The sequence below is a fragment of the Neptuniibacter sp. QD48_11 genome, from assembly GCF_047778095.1.
Lineage (GTDB): Bacteria > Pseudomonadota > Gammaproteobacteria > Pseudomonadales > Balneatricaceae > Neptuniibacter.
Window position 1 is genome coordinate 2,056,875 of sequence record NZ_CP180551.1, and the last position, 23,771, is coordinate 2,080,645.

General features: G+C 43.5%; 22 protein-coding genes. 5 read left to right on the forward strand and 17 right to left on the reverse strand.

Translation table 11 applies throughout. The features are described from left to right. The 5 genes from ACMXYU_RS09380 to ACMXYU_RS09400 form a co-directional block, all read right to left on the reverse strand. Positions 1–1,986, reverse strand: coding sequence for a transglutaminaseTgpA domain-containing protein (locus ACMXYU_RS09380; RefSeq protein WP_415898438.1), 1,986 nt, complete (start codon positions 1,984–1,986; stop codon positions 1–3). Further along, positions 1,964–2,944 carry a DUF58 domain-containing protein gene (locus ACMXYU_RS09385; RefSeq protein ID WP_415898439.1) on the reverse strand — a complete coding sequence of 327 codons (981 nt, stop codon included), beginning with the start codon at positions 2,942–2,944 and terminating at the stop codon, positions 1,964–1,966. The genes ACMXYU_RS09380 and ACMXYU_RS09385 overlap by 23 nt, the downstream gene beginning before the upstream one ends. Continuing rightward, entirely contained in the window at positions 2,937–3,857 is a 921-nt protein-coding gene (locus tag ACMXYU_RS09390) for an AAA family ATPase (RefSeq protein WP_415898440.1), read from the reverse strand. Before ACMXYU_RS09390 ends, ACMXYU_RS09385 begins: the two co-directional genes overlap by 8 nt. Before the next feature lie 79 nt (positions 3,858–3,936). Beyond that, positions 3,937–4,242: a hypothetical protein gene (locus tag ACMXYU_RS09395; RefSeq protein ID WP_415898441.1), complete on the reverse strand. Its 306-nt coding sequence runs from the start codon at positions 4,240–4,242 to the stop codon at positions 3,937–3,939. Between the two features lie 175 nt (positions 4,243–4,417). Next, on the reverse strand, positions 4,418–4,924 hold the full coding sequence (locus ACMXYU_RS09400; RefSeq protein ID WP_415898442.1) for an FKBP-type peptidyl-prolyl cis-trans isomerase: 507 nt from the start codon (positions 4,922–4,924) through the stop codon (positions 4,418–4,420). A gap of 288 nt (positions 4,925–5,212) precedes the next feature. Between ACMXYU_RS09400 and ACMXYU_RS09405 the strand changes: the two genes are divergently transcribed. Next, a complete protein-coding gene (locus tag ACMXYU_RS09405; RefSeq protein ID WP_415898443.1) occupies positions 5,213–5,482 on the forward strand; it encodes a hypothetical protein in 270 nt (89 codons plus the stop codon). A 14-nt stretch (positions 5,483–5,496) separates the two neighbouring features. Here the strand turns inward: ACMXYU_RS09405 and ACMXYU_RS09410 are convergent, their stop codons facing one another. From ACMXYU_RS09410 to ACMXYU_RS09440, 7 genes are all read right to left on the reverse strand, one after another. Next, positions 5,497–6,270: a helix-turn-helix domain-containing protein gene (locus tag ACMXYU_RS09410; RefSeq protein ID WP_415901110.1), complete on the reverse strand. Its 774-nt coding sequence runs from the start codon at positions 6,268–6,270 to the stop codon at positions 5,497–5,499. A gap of 831 nt (positions 6,271–7,101) precedes the next feature. Continuing rightward, positions 7,102–7,578: a DUF2947 domain-containing protein gene (locus ACMXYU_RS09415; RefSeq protein WP_415898444.1), complete on the reverse strand. Its 477-nt coding sequence runs from the start codon at positions 7,576–7,578 to the stop codon at positions 7,102–7,104. An 85-nt stretch (positions 7,579–7,663) separates the two neighbouring features. Then, complete coding sequence (locus tag ACMXYU_RS09420) at positions 7,664–8,554, reverse strand: diguanylate cyclase (RefSeq protein ID WP_415894171.1); 891 nt, start codon at positions 8,552–8,554, stop codon at positions 7,664–7,666. 154 nt (positions 8,555–8,708) lie between these two features. Further along, positions 8,709–9,866 (reverse strand): type III PLP-dependent enzyme, encoded by a 1,158-nt coding sequence (locus ACMXYU_RS09425; protein ID WP_415898445.1) that lies wholly within the window; start codon positions 9,864–9,866, stop codon positions 8,709–8,711. Positions 9,867–9,986: 120 nt separating this feature from the next. Further along, positions 9,987–10,589 carry a CBS domain-containing protein gene (locus tag ACMXYU_RS09430; protein ID WP_415898446.1) on the reverse strand — a complete coding sequence of 201 codons (603 nt, stop codon included), beginning with the start codon at positions 10,587–10,589 and terminating at the stop codon, positions 9,987–9,989. Between the two features lie 100 nt (positions 10,590–10,689). After that, positions 10,690–11,436 carry an FAD-binding oxidoreductase gene (locus ACMXYU_RS09435; RefSeq protein ID WP_415898447.1) on the reverse strand — a complete coding sequence of 249 codons (747 nt, stop codon included), beginning with the start codon at positions 11,434–11,436 and terminating at the stop codon, positions 10,690–10,692. A gap of 136 nt (positions 11,437–11,572) precedes the next feature. Further along, positions 11,573–11,875 (reverse strand): hypothetical protein, encoded by a 303-nt coding sequence (locus ACMXYU_RS09440; protein ID WP_415898448.1) that lies wholly within the window; start codon positions 11,873–11,875, stop codon positions 11,573–11,575. An 84-nt stretch (positions 11,876–11,959) separates the two neighbouring features. Here ACMXYU_RS09440 and hrpB point away from each other — a divergent pair, with 84 nt between their 5' ends. After that, the gene (gene hrpB / locus ACMXYU_RS09445) at positions 11,960–14,533 is read left to right on the forward strand and encodes an ATP-dependent helicase HrpB (protein WP_415898449.1); all 2,574 of its coding nucleotides are present in this window, start codon (positions 11,960–11,962) and stop codon (positions 14,531–14,533) included. A 5-nt stretch (positions 14,534–14,538) separates the two neighbouring features. Here hrpB and ACMXYU_RS09450 read toward each other — a convergent pair whose 3' ends face one another. Next, positions 14,539–15,468, reverse strand: coding sequence for a LysR family transcriptional regulator (locus ACMXYU_RS09450; RefSeq protein WP_415898450.1), 930 nt, complete (start codon positions 15,466–15,468; stop codon positions 14,539–14,541). Positions 15,469–15,617: 149 nt separating this feature from the next. On the opposite strand from ACMXYU_RS09450, the gene ACMXYU_RS09455 reads away from it, so the two are divergent. Next, positions 15,618–16,067 carry a carboxymuconolactone decarboxylase family protein gene (locus tag ACMXYU_RS09455; RefSeq protein ID WP_415898451.1) on the forward strand — a complete coding sequence of 150 codons (450 nt, stop codon included), beginning with the start codon at positions 15,618–15,620 and terminating at the stop codon, positions 16,065–16,067. 47 nt (positions 16,068–16,114) lie between these two features. Here the strand turns inward: ACMXYU_RS09455 and ACMXYU_RS09460 are convergent, their stop codons facing one another. Next, positions 16,115–18,046 carry an alkaline phosphatase D family protein gene (locus ACMXYU_RS09460; protein ID WP_415898452.1) on the reverse strand — a complete coding sequence of 644 codons (1,932 nt, stop codon included), beginning with the start codon at positions 18,044–18,046 and terminating at the stop codon, positions 16,115–16,117. Positions 18,047–18,176: 130 nt separating this feature from the next. Then, entirely contained in the window at positions 18,177–19,055 is an 879-nt protein-coding gene (locus ACMXYU_RS09465; protein ID WP_415898453.1) for a DUF3179 domain-containing protein, read from the reverse strand. A 205-nt stretch (positions 19,056–19,260) separates the two neighbouring features. Here ACMXYU_RS09465 and hisI point away from each other — a divergent pair, with 205 nt between their 5' ends. After that, positions 19,261–19,680 (forward strand): phosphoribosyl-AMP cyclohydrolase, encoded by a 420-nt coding sequence (gene hisI, locus ACMXYU_RS09470; RefSeq protein ID WP_415898454.1) that lies wholly within the window; start codon positions 19,261–19,263, stop codon positions 19,678–19,680. 66 nt (positions 19,681–19,746) lie between these two features. Here the strand turns inward: hisI and ACMXYU_RS09475 are convergent, their stop codons facing one another. Further along, the gene (locus ACMXYU_RS09475) at positions 19,747–20,757 is read right to left on the reverse strand and encodes a rhodanese-related sulfurtransferase (protein WP_415898455.1); all 1,011 of its coding nucleotides are present in this window, start codon (positions 20,755–20,757) and stop codon (positions 19,747–19,749) included. A gap of 304 nt (positions 20,758–21,061) precedes the next feature. On the opposite strand from ACMXYU_RS09475, the gene ACMXYU_RS09480 reads away from it, so the two are divergent. Then, positions 21,062–22,942: a methyl-accepting chemotaxis protein gene (locus ACMXYU_RS09480; RefSeq protein WP_415898456.1), complete on the forward strand. Its 1,881-nt coding sequence runs from the start codon at positions 21,062–21,064 to the stop codon at positions 22,940–22,942. Between the two features lie 150 nt (positions 22,943–23,092). Here ACMXYU_RS09480 and ACMXYU_RS09485 read toward each other — a convergent pair whose 3' ends face one another. Continuing rightward, a complete protein-coding gene (locus ACMXYU_RS09485; protein WP_415898457.1) occupies positions 23,093–23,671 on the reverse strand; it encodes a transglutaminase-like domain-containing protein in 579 nt (192 codons plus the stop codon). Between the last annotated feature and the right edge of the window lie 100 nt (positions 23,672–23,771).

A 23,771-nucleotide genomic window follows, 5' to 3' on the forward strand; every position in this document is an offset into this window, starting at 1 on the left:
TTATCGGAAAGAAATCAAGCATTGATCTATTGACTTTGAAAACTCAGAAACTGTCGGGCCATTGCCTTTAGCTGCATATTTAACACATTCGTATTGCTTCGCAATTTGACCACAAACATCAGCTAAATCAGGCCGTACATTAGCTAATCTCAAACAGTAATCACCTACCGTCTCACCTTTAGATCGTTGTAAACCTTTAGATTTTAATCCATTAGATAAGCGGGCAATGTTTGAGTCAAAAGGATCTTGCGGTGACGCAGCACTTGAACGAGCCATTAACAACATTGTGATTGTAATCACTATGGCAAACGGGATAAGCAATAATAACACTAAACGCCAAGCAGTCACTTCGCCTAACAGATCACGTAGCAGATCTATCTGTCGATGATGATAGTGCAAAACCCAACGATGCCAAGCATAGTTAAATCCCTCTATGCGCAACCTTAATAAAGCTAGAAAACCATCGTTCTTGATACCCAAGCTTTCCCATGGACTTTCATTTAGGAACTCAGGTTCACGGGATAACACTTCACTAGACGCTTCTTCAATACGATCAGGAGACACTGCCGCAGTTGGGTCGACCCTGATCCAACCTTTTTTTGGAAGCCATGCCTCAACCCAAGCATGAGCATCATACTGCCTTACCAATAGATAGTTTTCATAATGGTTCCATTCCCCTCCCTGGTAACCAGTCACAATTCTTGCGGGGATTCCAACTGCACGAAGCATAAAAGCCGTAGCACTTGAATAATGACCACAAAAACCACGTTGAGTTTTAAAGAGAAAATCATCTACTGTATTAACACCCAAAGGAGGTGGAGAGAGCGTGTAAATAAAGCTTTGATTGAAGAACTTGAGAATACGTTGGATAAACGCTTCTTCATTACCGGTTTCTCGCCACCATTGACGTGCCAATTCCATAGCATCTGGATTACCCTCAGGAAGATTAAGCTCTTGAAAAAAACTCTGATAGTTTCGTTCAGCCCCAATAAGAAAAGTAGGCTTAGCCTCCAAAGAAAACTGTTTTCGTTGAGCCAGTGGTAGTCGCGTTTCTAATACCCTCCCCGCACGAAATTCCAGCTCTCTTGGTATATTACTTACATAATCCAAAGCAGGTACATATGTCGCTTGTGTTGGCTCTAGAATGAGCTCATAGCTGATGTTTGTGCTAGAACGCTCAGATTCAATGGCTTTATCCCTATTTACTAAACTACCTTCTTTATTACTCCAATTACGTCCATCAAAGTCATGCAGCACAATAGCCCGCCAATATAAGCTCGATTGGGGCGGTTTAACGCCTTCAAAAGTTGCTCTAAAAGCCACCTCAGCGGAACGCGTTAACTGCGTGATATCTCCCGGCGCCATTGTGTCTGACAATCCAGTTTTGGCTGCACTCTTATCAAAACTGATCTGCCACAATGGATCGATACGCGGCATACCCATAAATAAAACAATCATTAATGGGAACACTGGAACAAACATCAAACTTGTACGCTTAAACGGCTGAAAGAAAGGGATGGCACGATGAATGTGTATTGCCTGTAAAGCTGTACTTACAACAAGCAAACAGAAAAATGTGTAGATGGCCATCCAGATAGTTTGCGTGAAAAGAAAAATGGATGCCGCTATGAGGTATGCCACATAGAGAACAACCAGTGCGTCGCGCCGTTTGTAGATCTCCAACAACTTAAGCGAGAAGGCGACTACCAATAAAGAGACGGTAGAGCTAATCCCCCCACCCTCTTGATAACTGAGCAGAACGGATGCGCCTGCGACAAAAACCAAAACAGATTTAAACCATTTAGCCGGAAACGACCAACGGCCAATAAAGACCATTACTCGCCAGCTTAATGTGAACAGCACTATAACTGGCACCCAAACAGGCAGGTGACTAATGTGAGGCAGAACAACCACAAATACACTAATCAACTGCCATAATAGTGCCGTGCGGCTTAGCTGCTGGTTATGCATGGCCTGTGTCGCCATTCGCACCTCCAAATACAGCTAGCACCGTTAAAACCTTTTCTAAATGATCCGGGCCTGATGAAGGCCCAACTCTCTTATTCGGTAACATCAACCCAAAATCGATTCCTTCATGCTCTAATTGAATCGCCCAGTAACAAATCACGCTAAGCCTAAGCTCTATAGAAAGATCTGGCCAAGACTCCCAATTCAACCACACCTGACGGCTTTGCTGTCCAACATAGCGCTTAACTAACAACCCTCGCCCCTGAGCATATTGCTTCCAAGCGATATGTTTGGTTGACTGACCGGGCTGATACTCTTCCAAACCAAAGAAATCATCACCAGCCCTTTTATCCCCAGAATGACTGTCTTGATCGCCGCTGTTCAAATCAGGCCGCGGGCCTTTTTGAGGTTTTGGAAACACGACTATATCTAGATCCAACTCAATCCAACTCCAAGCCCTTAATAAACCAAATGGATAGGTGGTTTCTATCTTCAGTGGACCGGGCTTTAGACGCCCTCGTTTCTGGGTAGTCAGATTTAGCTCAACTTCTTGCGCTTGTTCTTTTTCAAGATGAACGGTTTCTTCAGGCTGCCCCTTCCAGTTCAACTGAATAGTTTCGTAGTTCCGGTTATTTTCTGATTCCAGCAGTACCGAAAGGTAAGTTGAATCACCAGCAAAGCAATTTTTACCCCTTAGCGCAGTGATTCGTAACCCTGATAGATTTAGATAGGTGTAATGTATGGTTAGCACGCCAAGGGCTACCAACAAGTACGCAACCGCATGGATAAGGTTGTTTTGATAATTCGTTGCGATAAAAAAAAGGAGAATACAAAGAAAGAGAAAACTCCAACCTGAAGCAGTCGGAAAAATATAGATACGCTTTTGATTTAAAAGAATGGAATGACCTTTAGGCCGCCTAGCGCTAACGACCTTATCAACCCACACTTGAAATCGACTATTCAACTGCTCAGCCAACCACATCAACCTCACTCAGTAACTTACGAACCAGCGCAGTGCCACTCTGGTCCATGTAATCTTCTGAGGAGCGAAGACGATGGGCAAAAACCGGAGCAAGCAAAGATTGAATATCTTCCGGAATCACATAATCCCGACCACTAATGTAAGCCCAGGTTTTAGCAGTGTTAAGCAGAGCCAAGCTGCCTCGCGGCGATATCCCATATTCAAACTCTGTAGACTCTCGACTGTACTTAACCAGCCTTTGAATGTAATCCAACACACTTCCAGATACAGAAACTTGAGCGCACTCCCCTCTGATCTGTTCTAACTCACTAAGGTCAAGTTGCTCCTGTAGATCCGGAATTTTCTTACGCGCATCACCACCTAGTAACAACTCTCTTTCAGCTTCTAAAGAAGGGTATCCAAGATGGATCCGCATTAAGAAGCGGTCTAACTGAGACTCAGGAAGCGGAAACGTTCCGTATTGAGAGATAGGATTTTGGGTGGCAATCACAAAGAAAGGTTGCGGGAGCTCGTAACTATGCCCTTCAACCGTAACTTGCCTTTCTTCCATTGCTTCGAGCAGAGCGCTTTGTGTTTTTGGTGTTGTACGATTTATCTCATCTGCCAATAAAAGCTGAGCAAATACCGGCCCCTTATGGAAAATAAATTGACCATTAGCCGAATCAAAAATAGACGCCCCTAAAATATCAGCAGGCAACATATCACTAGTGAACTGGATTCTTTGGTAATCAAGCCCGAGAACCTTAGCTAAAGCATGGGACAATGTTGTTTTGCCCATACCAGGCAGATCTTCGATCAGCAGATGACCTCCTGTAATCAAACAGGTCAAAGCTTGCCTGATCTGGACCTCTTTTCCATATAAAACCTGACTGACTGCTTCAACGATCTGATCTAGCTTTTCGCGCATAAGTGCTTAACTCCATTTCCCTGAGTTATAACTATGCCAGTTTGGCTTTGCCCCTGCACGAGCTTATCCTATCAGAGAGCTAAAATTTAAGCGGGATAGAGTCCTGATGATAATCCGCAAAATCAGAACTACAGGCCTCATCATGTGTCTGAATCTGAACAAGATTGGCTTCATGGATCCCCGCTTTAAGGCATATATCGTAACCCTCTTTCACGTTGTGACAAGTGACGACTTTACCTTCCTGATCTTTAATCAACTCCTTTTGACGATGATCATGATCATCAAATTCCACCTCGATAACCATTGGACCACATCCAGATTCGATAAAATTAACACCTCTAATTCGTGCCTGCTGCTTCAACATACCCATTTGCTCTATGTTCATAAAAAACCTCCAGATCAATGCTTGCGGATTTTCAAATAGAGTTAACAGAGATACGTAACACCAATACATTCAGATTAATGATAGTCAAAAATCAGTTTTTAGAGAGCTATATCGATTAGATCAACACAAAAAAGCCCGGTAGAAACCGGGCTTTAATATTTAGCAAGCTGACATATTAGTCACAGCAAGAATCACCGCTATCGCAGCAGCTTTCTCCACCTTCGTGAACATGACCGTGAGAAAGCTCTTCTTCTGTCGCTTCACGAACATTTGTTACTTCAACGCTGAAAGTAAGTGTTTGACCAGCTAAAGGATGGTTACCATCAAGAACAACACCATCTTCTTCAATCGCAATAACAGTTACTGGCTGCTGCCCCCAAGGCGCTTCGGCCATAAACTGCATGCCAACCTGAATATCATCGATACCCTGGAAATTAGCACGATCAACGTTTTGCACTAGCTCTTCTCGCACATCACCGTAACCCTCTTCAGGGGTTACAACCACATCCAACTTATCACCAACAGTTTTGCCGATTAGCGCTTTTTCCAAACCAGGTACGATATTGTTAGCACCACAAACGAATGGTAACGGTTCTTGCCCCTGAGAAGAGTCTAGAACTTCACCTTCTTCATTTTTAAGAGTGTAGTGGATATAGCCCACTAGATTTTCAGCAATTTGCATACAGAGAGTTCTCTATTAAAAAGGAGAGATTTTTTACATGGTACAAATGTTAGCGCCGTAAAAATCATCTCCTAGATTAGGATTTTGGAACCTAATTAAAGGCCATAGCATAAGTAAAACTTAGTTGAAGTAATCATACCGATTGCAAAAAAATGCTGCTAGCTCTGCTTGGCTGTCTTATAAATAAATCGCACCCTTGTCAGAAAATAGGAATTTTTCTTAGCTTCAAATCCAAAACCCTGTGCTAATTTGTATTTATTGATAGCCTTATCATGGAGGATCAAGCTAATGGAAAAGGCATGTACGCTATGTTACAGCCTTGTACTGCATCACAAACCGCACTCTGCACTGAAAAAGATTAGTGAATTGAAAGGTAGTGAGTTGTATAAATGCTGTTGTTGTTACGCCTACTTACACAAACATGACAACGAGTGGGAAATAATCAGTGGTGGAGATTTTAGCGGAAAACCTGTTGATCAGGTTGCAGTTGAAAACCAGCCTACAGAATACGAAGACGACGCTCTAACTTTCGGCAAGCGCATAAGCTATCAACCTTGATTGATAGCTTATGGTTACAAAAGGCCTACTTCATACAAGATAGCTACGAGCTGAGTTTTGTTGCGCGCTCCAAATACTCGCTTAGCTCGCGTAATATGATAAGTAATCCCTTCCTCAGTCAACGCAAGCTTATCAGCAATTCTTTTCACCGCCATACCTTCAGCAGTCATCTGAATAATCTGACGACAAGTGTGCGACAGAAGTTCCTGCTTAAGGAATGGGTTTTGTTCTTTCTCACAGACAACCTGCAGCAAAGAGTGATAGCGAGCCAAAATAGGCACTAACCACTCCTTAACCGAATCGAAGAACTCTTCGAACTCTCCTGAAGGCAGACTATGAAAAAGACCAAAATAGTGGAACCAATAATTATCGCTTGCTCCTGACATCGGTACGTAGACACGAGAAGAAATATTATTCTGCTTCCAAAACGTCTCCGCGTGCAAACCAACGCCACCCTCAGCATTATTTACTACAAGTGGTGTACGTGCTTCTGGCAGTTCTTTCCATAAAGGGTCTGCATGAGCAACATCTCGGTAATAAGCTTTAACTACTGCATCTGGCAGTGAGCCAACAATATCAAAGCCATTTTCCCAACGCTGCTTTTGATGATCAGATAAACCTTCAATATGCTGACGGGTCAACACTGAATAAGTGAAGGAAGTAAAACCTAACTGGCATAGTAACTCGTCCAGTTCCTGTAACAGCCGATCCCATGTACATTCAATAGCTAACACCGTTTTCTCTTGAAGTGCTGGCTGCTGTTTTAGCTGTAGAATCAGGCTTTCCATATCTTGCACTAAAACACTCCGTTGAAAAGTGAGTCCTGTTACCTAGAGGGGAAAAAATTCTTGTTAAAGATAAACACCCAAGAGGTATGACCAAATTACATAAATTCAAACAAAAGGGGTTATGAAAAATATTAACCTATGAGGCTTAAAAACATAGATTCCCCAATCCATATGTTAATGATAAGCGTATTCCAAAATGGAAGAAGTACCAAAAAATATAGTATCGAGTGTGTTTTTCACACTTAGGTCAATTTTTCATGGACTAAAGCCGTAGGCTCATTGAGTTCTTTGCCTTCCAGCTGATTTAAAATTCTCTAATACTGTACTAATTCACTCTGATATATCTGATAAAATCAGAACTTTAGTACTACTACGGACCTCGTATCACTTACAAAATGCAAGGAATAAAGTCATAGTAAGTAAACATATTAAGAGTCTATTTTTGACATATAAAGATATAAAATTCAAACAAAGATTGGTAAAAATGAATAAACCTTAAGCCAAATCAAATTACAATTTTATTACATCGTATTCTTTTATCTTTTTAATAAAAAATACAACTTGTTTGAACAATGATTTCTTATATTTATCTTTAGATACTGAACATTCACTTAATAATATTGCAGTTAATTTTCATTAAGATTAAGACTTAAAAGCGACTACTACTGACCGTTTACTACGCAGCAGTGATACAGAAGCAAAAGGCGCATCAAGGCACAGCCTAAACATGAGGTAATGATGGAATGGACTTTTTAGGGAAGAAGATTTTCAAAAAGAAAAGTGAAGCATAATTTTGCGAAACTATGCTCCACTCCTCGTGAACCTAGACGGTTACGAACGAAGGCCTAATCGATAACTACCATTATCAAAGAATTGAGCTACTTGCTTACGTTTGCGGCCTAATAATAACGGTCCATTATCGAAAAAGAGGAAGTTTTTCCAATTACGACGGAATACCCCCCACTTAGTTTCAATGATGTGATCACTTTGGTAACAGAAATACACGGTGATGTTGTCATCCCACTCCGCTAGGTGTGTCGATAACAATTCAGGCATGTCGTTAGACTGGGCATCCCATGCACTCTGCCAAAAGTCCTTCTCAGACCAGTTTTTATCTTTAGCCGCCCAATCCCCTTCGCCGAAATGCTCCGGATGTGAGCAACCTCTACTTACATGCTCTGACCAGATCTGCTCTGCACGACTTTCCGTTAGCGGATTAATCTGCGCAAGATCTTCCTCAGAAACAGGCAAGTCCCTGTGACGAAAGATCCAAGCTTTGGTGTATTTTTCCAACGGAATGTATTTCATTATTTACTCAAAATTTTCTAAGATTTACAGAGAAAGAAAAAGGGAGCTAACAAGCTCCCTTTGTAAAAAGAAAGCGAGCTCGCTGTTATCCTTCACCTTCAACACGGTTACAACCACTTTGCTTAGCTACAAATAGATTCTCATTTGCACGTCTAAGCATGTTATCAGGATCATCTTCCAGACCATCTAGCGCTGCAACGCCCACGCTGACAGTAAATTTAACATCGCCAGCTGCGTAAGGGATTTCCATCTCTTCCATCATTTTACGCACACGATTACCAGCAGCCATACCCTGCTCATGATTCGTTTCCGGCATAAACATTACAAACTGATCATCACCGTATCGTGCAAGGAAGTCTGAAGTACGTTTCATACCATGGATAGAGGTCACTAACTGTTGTAAAACTTGATCACCACAATCCCAAGAGTATCTGTCATTCAGGTCACTAAAATTATCAACATCAATAACCATTAGACTACAAACCCAGTCATAGCGCTGCGCTTGGGCAATGGCTTGTTCCAGTACAGGTCTTAATGCACGACGATTGTATGCGCCCGTTAGTGGGTCACGTTGAGCCTGATTGGTAACCTGTCTCTCCAACCTACGCTGTGCTGAGATATCACGAAATACAGCGACGACTTCATCGCCCGCAGCTGAACAACGAAGCTCCATCCATTTCGTTTCGCTTAAACCTTGTTCTTTAAGCACTGGTACATGTTCAGGTCTTAATTGGATGTAAGTCTTTATCGATTTTTTCTTCTCAATCGATTTAACCCCAGCGGCAGTTATATTGCCGCTGATATCAGCAGGGAAAATATCTTCGAGCTTACGCCCCATTATCGCATCGGCATCCAACCAACCTGCGTCACCTGCAGAACACGCCATGATCAAACCTGTTGGTTCAAGTACCATCACTACATCCGCTGTTGCTTCCAGAACAGCACCATAGCGAGCTTGAATCTGTTTATCCGACATCCACTACTCTCCACTCAACCAGACGATAAAAGTTGCATACCAAAAAGATAGCTGTTTGGGAGAGGATGAACAACCTGTTTTGCAGTTTTTATGCGCAGAAGCTTGATTCAAAAAGGATATTTTTAGTCGCAGTACCTAAATACTGCGACCAAGATTACAAAATATAGTAATCCAGAGGGGGGAAACCGTTAAACTCGATCGAGCTATAACTGGTGGTGTAAGCACCGGTAGAGAACCAATAGATATGATCACCGATCTCTAGAGATAGCGGCAGCTCATATTTATGCTGCTCATACATGATATCTAAACTATCACAGGTAGGGCCAGCAAGAATCACCTCCTCTTCAGGCCCTGACTTCAAAGTAGATAGCGGATATTTAATCGCCTCACCCAAAGTTTCAATCAAACCGTTAAACATCCCTACATCGGTATAGACCCAACGTTCTAGGGCTGTAGAAGATTTTCGAGAGATTAACACCACTTCTGATACGATAATTCCAGCATCAGCCACCAACGAGCGACCAGGCTCTAGGATAATTCTTGGTAGCTCTTCACCAAAATCTTCTTTTAGAAAGCGCGTAATCTCTTCCGCATAGGTTTCAAATTCATTGGTTTTCTGTATATAGGTCGCAGGAAAACCACCGCCCATATTGATCATTTGTAAGCGGATGCTATGCTCTTCAACCAAACGCTCAAAGATCACTTTGACTTTGGCAATAGCGCCATCCCAAACATCGATATCACGCTGTTGAGAACCCACATGGAAGGAAACCCCATAAGGGTTTAAACCCAAATCACGCGCAAGTACGGCCAGTTCAATTGCCATTTCTGGGTTACAACCAAACTTACGTGACAAAGGCCAATCAGCACCTTCTGAGCCATCAGTGAGCACACGGATATAGATATCTGAACCCGGCGCATATTTTGCTATATTTAGTAGATCCGCTTCTGAGTCGGTTGCAAACAAGCGCACGCCTTGGTCATAGAAGTACTTAATTGCAGAACACTTCTTAATCGTATTACCGTAGCTAATACGTTCTGGCGCAACATCAAACTGCAGTACTTTGTCTAACTCTTGCGGGGAAGCGATATCAAAGCTAGACCCCTCTTTAGCTAATAACTCAATCACCTCATTAGCTGGATTAGCTTTCACCGCGTAAAACACGTCTGCTTTAGGAAAACCGTTACTCAATTCAGCAAAACGAGTTTCGATAACTGAAAGGTCTAAAGCTAAAAAAGGAGTGGGTTTAGTCTGAGTTAATGCTTCCAATTTATTAGCAGCATCGGGACTAAATTGGTTTGGTAAAATCATGCGCAATTGCACCACACAATTGGGTTAGACAAAGTACTCTAGCAGTGCCTAGTACAGTAAAGGCGCGAAGTATAATCAGTAATAGAATTCCAAGTCCAGCATTAGATTTATGCTTTAAAACTAAGCTCCTTCACCACTGCGAATCACTTGTTCTATTTCCGCAAAGCTTTTCGATTCGTACATCACATCAAAGCCGATTTTCAGTCGCCTTGAGATGTCACTAGCCGAGATTATCCCCCTAATTCTAAGGACTCCCGCTGAACTTTCATCAATGACCACTACATGCTGATCTCCCGAACCTTTAAGGGTCAACATGATGTCCCCTACCCGCGCACCTTTGAGCTGCTCATAGGTAAGCGCATTCATGTTCAATTTACTCAACATAATATGTCGCACTTGAACCTGATCTCGACTGACTCCATCACGCTGCATAAAGGCCATGACTTTTCGACCTGCGGCATCTGACGCCGTAATAATACCGGTAAAATTATCTTGGTTATCCAAAACAAAGAGCAACCGCACGTGCTGACTCTTCATATACTCAAGCGCTTCTTGAATAGGTAAAGACTCAGGAACTGTTACAGGCTTTACTTCAGTAAAGTCGGTGAATACTTCAAAGGCTGGGCTATATAAACTGGCAGGCGTTGCGGTTTTGTCAGGCGATAAAATATAGTCGATATCAGTCGTTGTTTGTAAACGGATGTGCCGAAATTCCTGAAGCATGCTGTTCCCTCTCTGAATTACCTCTCTAATCAGAATAGTACATAGCTTCCGTTTTACCGCCTCTTGAATACACCAGCTTCGTTAACCTCTAGAAAAACATTTATAGTAAAGAGAATTGGTACTTCTCGCGCTTAAGATTGGCGGGTTTAAACCCCTGCTGATCAAAATAACTGACGGCTTGATCAATCATGTCCGGATGACCACACAGGTAGACTATGTCTTGATCAGGATTCGCATTCAAATCCACATATAAGTCAGACACATAACCAGATTTCTCGTTGTCGGAAAGAGCCTCGCCCTCCTCACGGCTATAGCAGGCAATAAACTTAGCATGGTCGGTCAATTGAGTAAGCTCGGAAAATTCATCGTCGTAGAGCAATTCATCCCTATTCCTAACCCCTTGTATAACAATCACTTCCAATTCAGGATTTTCAGCAATGCGGTTTCGAAGCTCCGGCAACATAGATCTAAACGGCGTCACTCCTGCACCTGTAGCAATAAAGACAAATCTCTTGGGTGAAGCTTTAGGTAAGATCAGATTGCCAAAAGGCCCATTAACGGCAACGGTGCTACCTAGCTCAGCAGCCGCAAAATAGTCACTGGCTACGCCATCTGGAACCAAAGTAATAACAAAAGTGAGTAATCTGTTATCTGGATTGGGTAGTTCCCCATTTGCCACACTGTAACTTCTCGCCTTTATATCGCCTTGGTAGGTGAACTCAATCGAAAAGAATTGACCGGGGATATAACGAATCGGATCTTCGCCCTTGTAAGTTAATTCAATCGAGCGAGTCGTTATGTAACGCTTTTCGATGAGCGTAAGTTCTACTCTGTCATTACTCAACATAGTATCAACCACCCTCTTTCGATGTATTAAAGATACATCTAATGACAATAGCAATCAGAAATTGTTCAATATTATTCGCTACGAACAGAGACAAAAAAGCAGCCTATTGGCTGCTTTTTAAAAATCTTAAAATGGTTCAATAACCTAGTTCACTTGGGTCGATCACAACACCTAAGGAACGCTTATCAACAAAATTGCCTTTGCTGGTTTCTTTATAACGGAAGGTAACTTTCTTACCTAGCTCAATTTCTAGATCTTTATCTGGAGACATATAAGAGTACTCCGCACCATCTACTGTGATCACATGAATGTAGTACGGCGGCATGCCAACCCATTCAACATGTGGACCATCAGTTTCAACTTTTTCTAGGACACCGCGACCAGAAAGCTTAGGTGTTTTTTTGTAGCCGCCTCTGCGACCTTTAAAATTACCCGCCATTAAGGCTCCTTACCGTTATTACATCATTGGCAAAAATACTTGCTCCTTCATTGTAGCTTCACTGCTCCCTAGAACCAAACCCTTATGCAAAAACTGTTAAACTTTAACTCGAACAGTTTTTCTGAGTATGAAACCTTGCTACCTATACATTCTGCCCTACCTGAATTATCTCTAGCTCTATCTAATCATGATGAAGCAGTACTTGAAGCTCCACCAGGCGCTGGTAAGACAACCCAAGTACCTTTATCTATGCTTCAGGAAGACTGGCTTGGAAACCAAAAGATTCTCATGCTAGAACCAAGGCGTTTAGCAGCTAAAGCTGCCGCGGAACGTATGGCACAGATGCTTAATGAAAAAGCAGGCCAGACCGTTGGTTATAGAGTTCGACTCGATACCTGTATCAGCGAACACACCCGAATAGAAATTGTGACTGAGGGTATCTTAACTCGCATGTTGCAAACCGACCCGGGCCTTGAAGGCTATGGCATTGTAATTTTCGATGAGTTTCATGAACGCAGCTTAGATGCCGACTTAGGCTTAGCCCTAACGCTAGAAGCCAGAGAATACTTCCGTGAAGAAACTGCGCTGAAAATATTGGTAATGTCCGCAACGCTGGATGGAGAAAAAATCGCCAAGCTGCTGGGTGATGCTCCAATTGTAACCAGTTCAGGTCGTAGCTACCCAGTTAAACCTTTTTATTGTGGCGAACCCTCTCAAGGTGAATGGCTAGAACATAAGATAGCCAAGACCGTCACCCTAGCGCTAGCCGAGCAAACCGGAAGTATTTTGTGTTTCTTACCCGGTATGCGAGAGATTCGTAAAGTCGAAGAGCTACTTAACGAGCAGCTGTCACAAACAGAGAAAAACACTATTGCTATCGCGCCACTTTATGGCGATCTAACTCTGGAAGAACAGCGTAAGGCTATAAATCCGTGTGATGAAGGCAAACGCAAAGTCGTTCTAGCTACAAACATTGCTGAAACTAGTTTAACCATCCAAGGCGTACAGGTCGTGATTGACTCTGGTTTAACTCGTGTCGCCAAATATGATCCAAACTCTGCAATGACACGCCTACATACGCGCCGAATTTCCTCTGCCTCCGCTACACAGCGTGCAGGCCGAGCAGGTCGATTATCCCCTGGCGTATGTTACCGATTGTGGAGTGAAGGACAGCAAGAACAACTGAGCGCGTTCGATAACCCGGAAATAGCACAAGCCGATCTGACAGCACTGGCGTTACAGCTGGCTAGCTGGGGCACTACCGATACAAACGACCTTAATTGGCTTGACCAACCACCAGCAGGTTCTTTCCAACAAGCGCAAACCCTACTTACCCAATTAGGCGCGCTAAACTTACAGAAGCAAACAACCGCTCACGGTCAGCTTATGGCTGAGTTACCTGCACATCCAAGACTCAGTCACATGCTTATAAAAGGTTCAGCTTGGGGCTTAGCCGACAAAGCCTGTCGTATCGCTGCGCTCTTAATGGAACGCGACCCTTTTAGAAATGAAAGTGCAGATATCAATAGCCGCCTCGAATGGCTAGCTACCAAACCAAGTTTTCAAAAAGGCGTCTGGCATCGTATCAAAAAACAGGAACAGCATTACCATCGAATGCTCTCCAAATTAGATATTCCAAGCGATACATCAGGAAATAAGATTCCAGATCACGAACAAGCAGCTGTTTTGCTCGCGCTTGCATATCCTGACCGTATCGCACAGCAACGCCAGAACAGTACCATTTATAAGCTCAATAATGGACGTGCGGCTAACTTCTACGATCAAGATAGACTAAGCCAATATCCATGGATAACCGTTGCAACCCTGCAAGGAAAACAAACCCAAACGAACGATCAGATCCAACTGGCTGCGCCCCTGAATCCTGAGTTGATTGAACAATTCATTCCTGAGCTGATTCAGCAGCATGAAGTGATCGAATGGGACAAATCCCAAGATCGTATCTGTGCCGAGCAGCAAAAACGAATCGGCACGCTCGTTTGGGAATCCGCCCCTCTAGAAAGCCCTTCACCAGAGGCGATCAAAACAGCTATCATCAATCAAATAAGGAAACGTGGGTTATCCCTTTTACCTTGGAATGATGATATTCAAGCACGGCGTCAGCGGGTGATCTTTCTGCACCAAGCAGTTCAAAAGCAATCACAAGATCAATGGCCAGATCTAAGCGACAACTGGCTTCTCGACAATCTTGAAGAATGGCTGACACCTTATTTGGATAACATCACGCAACTAAAGCAGTTGAAGAAAATCAATCTAAACAGCGTGCTACAAGCGATGCTCCCTTGGCCTCTGCCTCAGAAGTTAGATGAGTTAGCACCGGAACGATTTACCGTACCTTCCGGCTCAAAGATCAGAATCGATTACAGCCAAAATCCACCTGTTTTAGCAGTAAAACTACAAGAGATGTTTGGCTGTACCCAAACACCTAAAGTTGCGCATCATGTAGCACTACAGCTTCACTTACTTTCTCCTGCGAGAAGACCACTACAGGTCACTCAGGACTTAGAAAGCTTCTGGCAAAATGCCTACAAAGATGTGCAGAAAGACATGAAAGGCCGATATCCTAAACACCCTTGGCCAGACAACCCTTTAGAAGCGATCGCAACCGCTAAAACTAAGCGTGCTTCGCAAAAGGTTTAAACACCTTAATCCGAAATATGCTCAACTAGAAAATCGATAAAACTACGGACACTCGGCTTGAGATATCGACTGCCTTGATAGATCGCATAGATATCTCCGCTACCCTGCTCATAAAGCGATGGTGTCCACTCTGGCATGCATTCAATCAGGCTTCCATCGTTCAGATGATCCTCCACCATCCATCTAGCGATCAATAAAATACCGGTTCCTGCAATGGCCGCTTCAACCAGAGGTGAGCCGCCTTTAGAAGATAAATTGCCGGTCACCAGAACCTTTTTATATTTCTTAAAAGAGCTCTGTAGAGAGTTCTTCTCAGAGCTCAGTTTAGAATTAAAATGCCAATAACAGCGCTGCCGCCCTTGATTCAATAACAAACAATTATGATCTGAAAGCTCACTCGGTTTTGCAGGCGACCCGAATACATCTATATAACTCGATGATGCACATAGCACCATTCGGTTCTCTATGAGTTTGCGGGCACGTAAATCTGAGTCTTCTGGTTTACCAATTCTAATACCGATATCGAACGCACTGCTTTTCAGATCGACCAGTTGGTTATCCAGCTCAATCTGTACATTCACTTCTGGGAATTGCTTGAGAAATGCTGGAATTATTGGCGAAACCTTTTGCCTGCCAAAACTCTCAAAAACAGAGATTTTTAGCTCCCCTTTAGGTTCCGCATTTGCATCTTTAACGGAACTGACTAAATCATCGGCATCCGCTAAAAGTAAATTAGCACGTTCAAACAGCTGTTGACCGTGTTCAGTCAGAGACAAAGATCGAGTACTGCGCTTAAAAAGCGCAACGCCTAATTCAGCTTCTAATTTATCAATACTTCTCGTAGCCGAGGATGGCGCGATATTAAGCGCTTTGGCTGTTTTAGAAAAACTCCCCAAATTAGCCACCTGAATAAATATCCGTAGTAACTCAAGCATCTTTTCTTACCCTGTTTGCACACCTTAATTATCTAGCCTTAACTTTTGCAAAATACGCAAAATTGTTCCGCTTTTATAACAGATTCTAAACATTCTTGCTTAGCGCCAAAATAATCAAATCATTCAACGTTATTGATTAGGATTGAAACATGCTACAGAGAATAGACTTTGTTAAGTCACACACCTCAGCATTTAACACTATGTTACAGATGGAGAATTACCTCTCAGATATAAGCATCGGTTATAAGTTGAAAGGATTGATCAAAATACGGGCATCCATGCTAAACGAATGTGCATTCTGCATCGATATGCATACAAGCCAGGCACGAGCAAAAGGCGAATCAGAACAACGTATTTATGCGCTATCTGCGTGGAGAAAATCGAAGCTATTTAACGAAGAGGAAAGAATTGCTCTTGCCCTTACCGAAGAGATTACTTTAACCAATCCACAAGACCTAAGCGATCAAACTTACCAGCAAGGACTAGAGCAATTTGGTGAGAAAGGTTTTGTGGAAATCATCATGCAAATCACTGCAATCAACGCATGGAATAGAATTGCGATTGCAACAAGGATGGAAAAAAGCGCAGATGGAGAATAGATAAATAGTTAACAGGAGCAATCTATCATGCATTGCTCCTGTTATCGTTAAGAGCGAGACTTAGGCTTTCTGTAAGGGAAACTTATATCACCACCTTGAGCCTTGAGCACGCTCACTTCAGTAGGCTCACCAACCTGATTTAGCTTAACTAGTCCGACGCCACTACCATTAAATACCCTTTTAGCCGGCATACCTTCAGGGATGCGAGAGCGAATCTGCATCCGTCTACGTTTGGTAAACCAGTTAAGCGGTGAACGACTGCCATAAAGCCATCGGTTCATTTTATCAAAGAGATTCAACAAAGCATGTGGGAACTCATTCTTTAAACCACTGCAGGTGATTTGCCAAATATCTGGACTGTTTTTCCGGAAACGAATCTTGATGTCATAAGCAAAGGAGTAATGCACATCACCCGACAAAATCACAAAATTCTGCGGTGTCTTAGGATGACGGAAGATATTGAGAATCACATTGGCAGAACCTGCATGAGCCATCCAGTTTTCAGCATCCACCATCAGCGCATGGCCAAAGTAGGTAAAGATCCGCTGAACTGTCTCGATGAGTTTCATACCAAAAATCGGTGCGGGAGAAACCAAAAGCACTGCGTCTTCACCAATAAGCTCTTGCTGCAGTTCAGACAACGCCTCCCAATCCATTAATCCTGAAGGTTTAGCCCCACTACTTTCCGACCACCAGCGGCGAGTGCGGGTGTCCAAAACCACCAGTTTGGGTGACGTGTTAAGACAGTAACTCCAGGCTTCAAACTCAAGCACCTGAGTAATCAGATCATTCCTAACTTCCCCACCGTCTGCAATCGCATCTTGCTGAACCAGCTGCGTCCATTGCTGCGGGAATTGATCAGGGGCATTCCCCCAGCCCTGACAAAGCCAATAACCGATTAGCGCATTACCGATAATGCTTCTGGAAAACGGATGACTATAAGCCGCTTCTTCCCAACCTCGGGTTAGGTTCCAATCATCGGTAATATCATGATCATCAAAAATCATATAAACAGGAATTTGAGCTAAAGCACGCTGAACGTCAGGTAAACCGTTAACCAATAGATCAATCTCTCTCTGTTCATCTAAGTATCGATCGATATATTTATCTGAAACTTCGCCTGCGTTTAGTGAGATATGACGCCAAAGCTGTGGTGACCAGACCAAGAAATACATCGCCAACATCTCAGCCAATGTAATCAGATGATTGTGTGCCGTATCCGCAGTAAATATCGGTTTCTCTGCTCCGGCAAAAAAGCGATCGGCCAAATCTTGCCCTGCAGGTGTTTGCGGTAGCAACTCTTCACGTTCGTAATAACAATGCTCACTTTTATACAGTTCGGCGCTGTTCCTTACCGTAGCTCCCTCTATCAACTCAGGCGCTAAACCGAGTAGATCTATCGTCTGATGTATGGCCGATAGCATTGGCCCAGCGACATCGTCCGCATAGATCTGATCACCCGACATCATCAAAAGCGCAGGGCGAGATTCAATATCGTCTATTGAACTTTCTAATACTTGATCGACGCGTAGCAGCGCATCTTCGGATGCATAGTGAGGTTTACGGCAAGAACCATGCAGCACCTGATCCAGCTGAGTTTTTAGGGCAAACTTGGGGCGGTCTTCACCTGGATAAACCAGGTGGGGCAAGAGGCTTTTTAAATTCTGAATTTCACCCCGAACTTCACACTCAAGATCATAAGAAAACCAAGTATCAGTGGAGAGGGAGTGCTCCGGCCGATACTCAATTAAATTGATAAAAGCAGATTTACCCACCTGAATAGATTGGTTAATCGAAGCACAATCTACCTGAGCAACAAGCTCCTGCTCCTGATAAAAATGGAAAGAGCCTTTTAAGGGCTCAGAGGTAACCAGCCACAAAGCAACTTGGTCAGGCGTAACTTTGCGCAACAAAGGCCCAGCAATAATAAAAGGCAACAACGTATTCTGTTTTTCAGATATGCCTAAAGCGTTCGTCATCGGTGATTCGAATCCATCTTTTACTAACTAAATCTAACTCCCCTACAGTCTAACGACCTTTTGACTGTAGGTTCAAATACCATTTTGGGGCTTTATCTAGAGACTTTTAATAAATAGTTTATCAGCTAAATCACTGAGCTTTATAAACATCTGTGTCGGGATGGAAGGTATACCAAGCAAACCAAAACGAGTTGACTGCCGGATAAGGTTTACCTGTTTCAGTATCGACAACCTCCCCCGTACGAGACGATGCATTAAACTGCAGTTTAAACTGCCGGCCATTAAAATCGTCTAGCAGCTCATTATTTGATGTTTTGGATAGTTCAGCAAAGGGATACGCCTTAAATGTTCCATCCACCTCCACACCCAAAACTCTTTCTTTGGGATGGTAAGCTTGGCTTCGGAACTCCACAGGAAAATACAGCACAGGGCTTTCGTCATAACTGCCATAAGGACTTTGAGAATAGTCCCTTGAATATCCAGTATTACGACTGAGCACTTCACCATCGGGGTAACGAGCTTTCCACTCTTTCCAGGTCATCTGATTCAATGGTAATTGAATGAGTTTTTGACCTTTGAATTTCCCGGTCACGGCCTGACTTTTTAACTGTGACCAGAGAGAATCTGACTGACGATCGTAGAGCAGAACATCACTGTTATATAACAAGCCAGAGACACCAAAGGTCAGCGCCTCACCATTCATATCAGCAGAAAACGCCATGCCTGTTCCGCATAGAGGACAATAACTGATCACAACAGGCTGACCGCCAAAATTATCATTCACGATCTCATGCCAGTTTAAGATATTAATAGGATATGCACGGGTAATACCGGCCAAGGTTAGGCTCAACACTTGTTGATCATCATGCCAACCGCCCGCTTGCTTCGCCGCTATAAATTCAGGCCTATCAATAGAAGGAATGCCATCACGCGCTGGCCCGCCTGGAAGGATTTTTTCGGCTGGGATTAGACTATCGGAAAGATCAAACCCATTATGCTCAGCAAACACCGAACACGACTTAAAACAAACCAAGGTGACGAGTATTGCGATAAGGAAGGCTAAAAGGCTTGTCCGTGAAAACATAGTGCAGTCTCAAAATTCCAGTTACTGGTTTGAGCACAAAAGAGGACAATGATTCAATTTAATTGTCCCGCCCCTTTCAATTCCTTGTGTTATGATGCCCGCAGATTTTACTTGTAGCAGAGAAGCAACAATGAAAAACAGTTTTTACTACGACTTAGAGTCTGGCGATAAAGGCAGCCAAACAGATCTAAGCGCGGCACTTGATAACCTTCGCTATAACGAAGACGGTCTGATCCCCGCGATTGCTCAGCAAGCAGAGACTGGCGAAGTGTTAATGATGGCGTGGATGAACCGCCTTTCCATTGAAGAAACACTAAAAACTGGCCAAGTGTGTTATTGGTCTCGTTCACGCCAAAGCTACTGGCGTAAAGGCGAAAGCTCAGGCCACGTACAAAAGCTAGTTGAGATGCGTATCGATTGTGATGGCGATACGCTTTTATGCCTAGTGAATCAGTCGGGTCCGGCTTGCCATACAGAACGTTCTAACTGTTTCTTCCACGCTGTAAAAGAAGACAAGATTGAGATCATTTCTGAATCTTGCTGCAAATAAGCAATTTCAGATAGATATAAAAAAACCATGCCTTGGCATGGTTTTTTTTGTTTTGATCAAGGCTGATTAGCCTTTAGAACGCTCTTTTTGCGCTGCGCGATAAGCGGCTTTGGCATCACGATGCGCTTGAACAGCATCTTGCACATCAGAACCTAGGTGAGATTCACCACGCTCCTTCGCTAGCTGTACTTGATGTTCACGTTCACGGAAACGCTGCTTTTGTGAATCACTCATCTTTTCGATACAGTGCACACAGCTCACACCCTTCTCGTACGAAGCGAGTTGCTTTTCCTCTTCTGTAATTGGCATACGGCACGCGTGACATTGATCGTAGTCACCTACTTCCAAGCCATGTTTTACAGAAACGCGGCTATCAAAGACAAAGCAATCACCTTTCCACATCGAATCTTCTTCATCTACCTCTTCAAGGTACTTCAGAATACCGCCTTCTAGGTGATAAACCTCATCAAAACCCTGCTCTTTCAAATAGGCTGTCGATTTTTCACAACGAATACCGCCAGTGCAGAACATGGCCACTTTCTTGTTCTTCTCTGGATCAAGATTTTCAGCAACGTACTGAGGGAATTCACGGAATGTCTTAGTCTCTGGGTCAATCGCATTTTCAAATGTACCGATCGCCACTTCGTAGTCATTACGCGTATCGACCAAAACCACATCAGGATCAGAAATTAGCGCATTCCAATCTTTTGGTTTTACGTAGGTACCCACCACTTTTTTAGGGTCGATACCTTCAACACCCATAGTCACAATCTCTTTTTTCAATTTAACTTTGGTACGCATAAAAGGATTGCTGGTATCGAACGACTCTTTGTATTCGATAGGATTCAGGCGGTCATCTTGCTGCAACCACGCTAGCACTGTATCAATACCTTCGCGGCTTCCCGCGATCGTGCCGTTGATACCTTCATTAGCTAGCAATAAAGTTCCGCGCACGCCTACCTTTTGCATGCAATCGGACAATGGTTCTCTTAATGCTTCAAAGTTTTCCAGTGTAACGAATTTATAAAGAGCACAAACAACCGTCTGCTCTTCTGTATTTTGGGGTAAATCAGACATACAAGCTCCGCTAATTGGGACGTAAACCCAACGCAAAATATAAAGCCCCAGCCAATTTGACTGAGGCGACAACAATTTATCTGCACAACAGCAGATCTTGGGCGAAGATACTACCACAAAAACCAAGCGTTTAACTCAGGTACTTTGCATATTCTCCTCGATAAACACTCAACAATTTCATAATCCGAAATTGCCTTCCAAATATCTGGTCTAGAATAACTAGTTATCAACGCAGGGAAATTGCCCTGCCTAGCTATTCTTAAACTGGTCATAAACTTGAAGTCTCGTCTTTGAGGTTAACTGTATGAAAGTTTCACACAAGGTTGCCCTACTCGCTTCCACTGTTGTTGTCCTAACCTTTGCTATCTATTCATGGATTCAATACAGCAGCGTCAGAGATGCTCTGTATGAGAAAACAGAGCAAAGTACCCAAGAAGCCACCTTGGTCCTGAGCTATCAGATAACCAACTGGCTCAACGCCAAATTAAAACTGATCGATATGATGGCGGAGAGCATCAACGCAGACTTTTCTCAAGAAACCATACAGTCCACCTTCGATAATCCAATCCTTAAAAAAGAGTTTATTTTGATTTTTGGTGGCCTAGATACCGACGGTAAAAAGATAACCAATGACCCAGAATGGAACCCAACAGGTTGGGATGCACGAAAACGCCCTTGGTACCCTTATGCAAAACAAAATGACAGAGCGGTATTAACCGACCCTTATGCCGATGCTGCCAGTGGCGAAATCCTTATCTCAGCCGTAGCTAACTTCTACGATAACCGTCAATTCAAAGGCGCATTTGGTGGCGATCTAAGCTTAAAGACCGTATCCGATGCTCTGAACACCCTTAACTTCAACAACACCGGTTACGCATTCCTGCTCAACTCAAACGGCAACATAATCAGCCATCCCAACGCAGATATGAATGGTAAATCCATCAATGAGTTATTCGATGGCACTGCACCTAGCTTTAACCGTGAGCTAGCCGAATCATCCGTTAACGGCGATACCGTATTTGTCTCTTTTAGTAGGCTAGAAGATCTTCAAGGTAGCCAATGGCTAATAGGTGTAGTTTTAGATAAAGGCCTTGTAATGGCCGATGCTAATCAAATAGGTATCACTGCTCTCATTGCAACGATTATCAGCGCTCTTATCTGCAGCGGTGCTTTATATGTGACCGTATCTAAGCAGCTACTTCCTCTAGAAAACCTTCGTAGCTCATTAGTCGAGATAAACAGTGGCGAAGGCGATCTGACCAAGCGCCTAGAAGTTAAAACTCAAGATGAGTTTGGCCAAGTATCTACGGACTTCAACCAGTTTATTGGCTACCTTCAGGATCTAATCATTCGGGTAAAACAGATCTCCTCAGATGTACGCTCGAATAGTGACCACACCTTCAATTCAGCTTCTACAGCAGCTAATGAGCTTGAAAAACAACTATACGAGCTCGATCAATTAGCCACAGCAATGCACCAAATGTCCGCCACTGCTCAAGACGTAGCAACTAATGCACAGCATGCTGCAGATTCTGCACAACGCGCGGACTCAGCAGCCAGTGATGGTGTGGCGGTCGTGTCAAAAACGACAGCATCGATTAGCCACTTAGCGGGAGATATGGAAAACATTGTGAATACCGTCAACGAGCTAGCCGGTTACAGTAACAATATCGAATCCATACTCACCGTGATCACTGAGATAGCAGACCAAACCAACCTACTTGCCCTTAACGCCGCGATTGAGGCAGCCCGTGCTGGTGATAAAGGCCGAGGCTTTGCCGTAGTAGCCGACGAAGTCCGTGCTCTCGCCTCCAGAACTCAGCAATCGACTGAAGAGATCAAAGATATGATTCAGCAGCTCCAGTCTGGTGTAAGAAACGCTGAAACAACCATCACACAAAGCCGTGAACTAGCAGCACAAACCCAAGACGTTGCCAGCGAAGCGAATAATGTTTTGAATACTATCCGCGACAACATCCAAGAAATTAACCAGATGACAGTGCAGATTGCCACCGCGGCAGAACAACAAAGTGCTACATCAGAAGAGATCAACCGTAACACCACTAATATCCGCGACCTCAGCCAATCGGTGGCTAACAACGCAAAAGAACAGGAAGCCAACTGCCATCAAATGACTGACCTGACGCGTAAGCAAGATGCTGAACTTGGGAAGTTTAAGGTTTAAGAGCAGGACGCTGCTGCGCAGCTGTAGGGGAAAGCTGCTAGTTGTTAGTGACTAGAAAAAAGCTTTGAGGCGCAAATCGTAGGGTGCAATAGCGAAACGTATTGCACCGTTAGAATTATGTATTTGTGTAATACGCTCCGCTATTACACCCTACTTGCTTACAAGTTCGATATCAGGAAAATTATCCGCCACTTCCTGATAGGTTTTGCTGTTGGTAAGCACCTCTATCACAACCGACAAAGGCTCAGCCCAAATTTCAGGTAAATCTGCTTCCCCTTCCGTCACTATCGGAAAAGCTAATTTCTCGATCGGCGGACAGAATTTAGCCGAAACGCCCTCTTTGTTTCCCCTAGCGTCCGCGCGATACCAGCCATACCTCTCTAGATATATGGCGTTAAGACCATGAAGACAAAAAGGAGGGACATCTGTAATTGTCAGACGTTGATAACATAAGCCAGCAGGAATGTTATTAGCCCGTAACAGCGCAGCCAACAGGTGGCTTTTAGCGTAGCAATAGCCTGTACGATGTTTTAGAACATCTGATGCCTTGCAAGTTACAGGGTTTAGCTCGTTATCCTGGCTATGCCTTATTTCATCACGCACAAATTCAAAACATCGACTAGCAATCTCTTCTGGATCAGGGGAACCACCAGCAAGGTCTTTCGCCTGAGTGAAAACATCAGTATGTTCCCAATCAATAAATTCTGAAGATGCTAAATATTTATTCATTTGCGAGCTCGTATAAGACAGCTAATTGGCCGCCTAGTTAACTAATTTCCAACAACATATATAAAGACTTTGAACGCCGCACTTAGTTTAAAGCAAGCAT

Excerpts from the sequence above, each read along its gene's own strand:
- ACMXYU_RS09460 (WP_415898452.1), bottom strand. The coding sequence starts at position 18,046 with ATGACGAACGCTTTAGGCATATCTGAAAAACAGAATACGTTGTTGCCT.
- ACMXYU_RS09395 (WP_415898441.1), bottom strand. The coding sequence starts at position 4,242 with ATGAACATAGAGCAAATGGGTATGTTGAAGCAGCAGGCACGAATTAGA.
- ACMXYU_RS09405 (WP_415898443.1), top strand. The coding sequence starts at position 5,213 with ATGGAAAAGGCATGTACGCTATGTTACAGCCTTGTACTGCATCACAAA.
- ACMXYU_RS09380 (WP_415898438.1), bottom strand. The coding sequence starts at position 1,986 with ATGGCGACACAGGCCATGCATAACCAGCAGCTAAGCCGCACGGCACTA.
- ACMXYU_RS09410 (WP_415901110.1), bottom strand. The coding sequence starts at position 6,270 with ATGGAAAGCCTGATTCTACAGCTAAAACAGCAGCCAGCACTTCAAGAG.
- ACMXYU_RS09420 (WP_415894171.1), bottom strand. The coding sequence starts at position 8,554 with ATGTCGGATAAACAGATTCAAGCTCGCTATGGTGCTGTTCTGGAAGCA.
- hisI (WP_415898454.1), top strand. The coding sequence starts at position 19,261 with ATGAAAAACAGTTTTTACTACGACTTAGAGTCTGGCGATAAAGGCAGC.
- ACMXYU_RS09440 (WP_415898448.1), bottom strand. The coding sequence starts at position 11,875 with ATGGCGGGTAATTTTAAAGGTCGCAGAGGCGGCTACAAAAAAACACCT.
- ACMXYU_RS09390 (WP_415898440.1), bottom strand. The coding sequence starts at position 3,857 with ATGCGCGAAAAGCTAGATCAGATCGTTGAAGCAGTCAGTCAGGTTTTA.
- ACMXYU_RS09455 (WP_415898451.1), top strand. The coding sequence starts at position 15,618 with ATGCTACAGAGAATAGACTTTGTTAAGTCACACACCTCAGCATTTAAC.
- hrpB (WP_415898449.1), top strand. The coding sequence starts at position 11,960 with ATGCAAAAACTGTTAAACTTTAACTCGAACAGTTTTTCTGAGTATGAA.
- ACMXYU_RS09475 (WP_415898455.1), bottom strand. The coding sequence starts at position 20,757 with ATGTCTGATTTACCCCAAAATACAGAAGAGCAGACGGTTGTTTGTGCT.
- ACMXYU_RS09425 (WP_415898445.1), bottom strand. The coding sequence starts at position 9,866 with ATGATTTTACCAAACCAATTTAGTCCCGATGCTGCTAATAAATTGGAA.
- ACMXYU_RS09415 (WP_415898444.1), bottom strand. The coding sequence starts at position 7,578 with ATGAAATACATTCCGTTGGAAAAATACACCAAAGCTTGGATCTTTCGT.
- ACMXYU_RS09400 (WP_415898442.1), bottom strand. The coding sequence starts at position 4,924 with ATGCAAATTGCTGAAAATCTAGTGGGCTATATCCACTACACTCTTAAA.
- ACMXYU_RS09450 (WP_415898450.1), bottom strand. The coding sequence starts at position 15,468 with ATGCTTGAGTTACTACGGATATTTATTCAGGTGGCTAATTTGGGGAGT.
- ACMXYU_RS09480 (WP_415898456.1), top strand. The coding sequence starts at position 21,062 with ATGAAAGTTTCACACAAGGTTGCCCTACTCGCTTCCACTGTTGTTGTC.
- ACMXYU_RS09435 (WP_415898447.1), bottom strand. The coding sequence starts at position 11,436 with ATGTTGAGTAATGACAGAGTAGAACTTACGCTCATCGAAAAGCGTTAC.
- ACMXYU_RS09430 (WP_415898446.1), bottom strand. The coding sequence starts at position 10,589 with ATGCTTCAGGAATTTCGGCACATCCGTTTACAAACAACGACTGATATC.
- ACMXYU_RS09485 (WP_415898457.1), bottom strand. The coding sequence starts at position 23,671 with ATGAATAAATATTTAGCATCTTCAGAATTTATTGATTGGGAACATACT.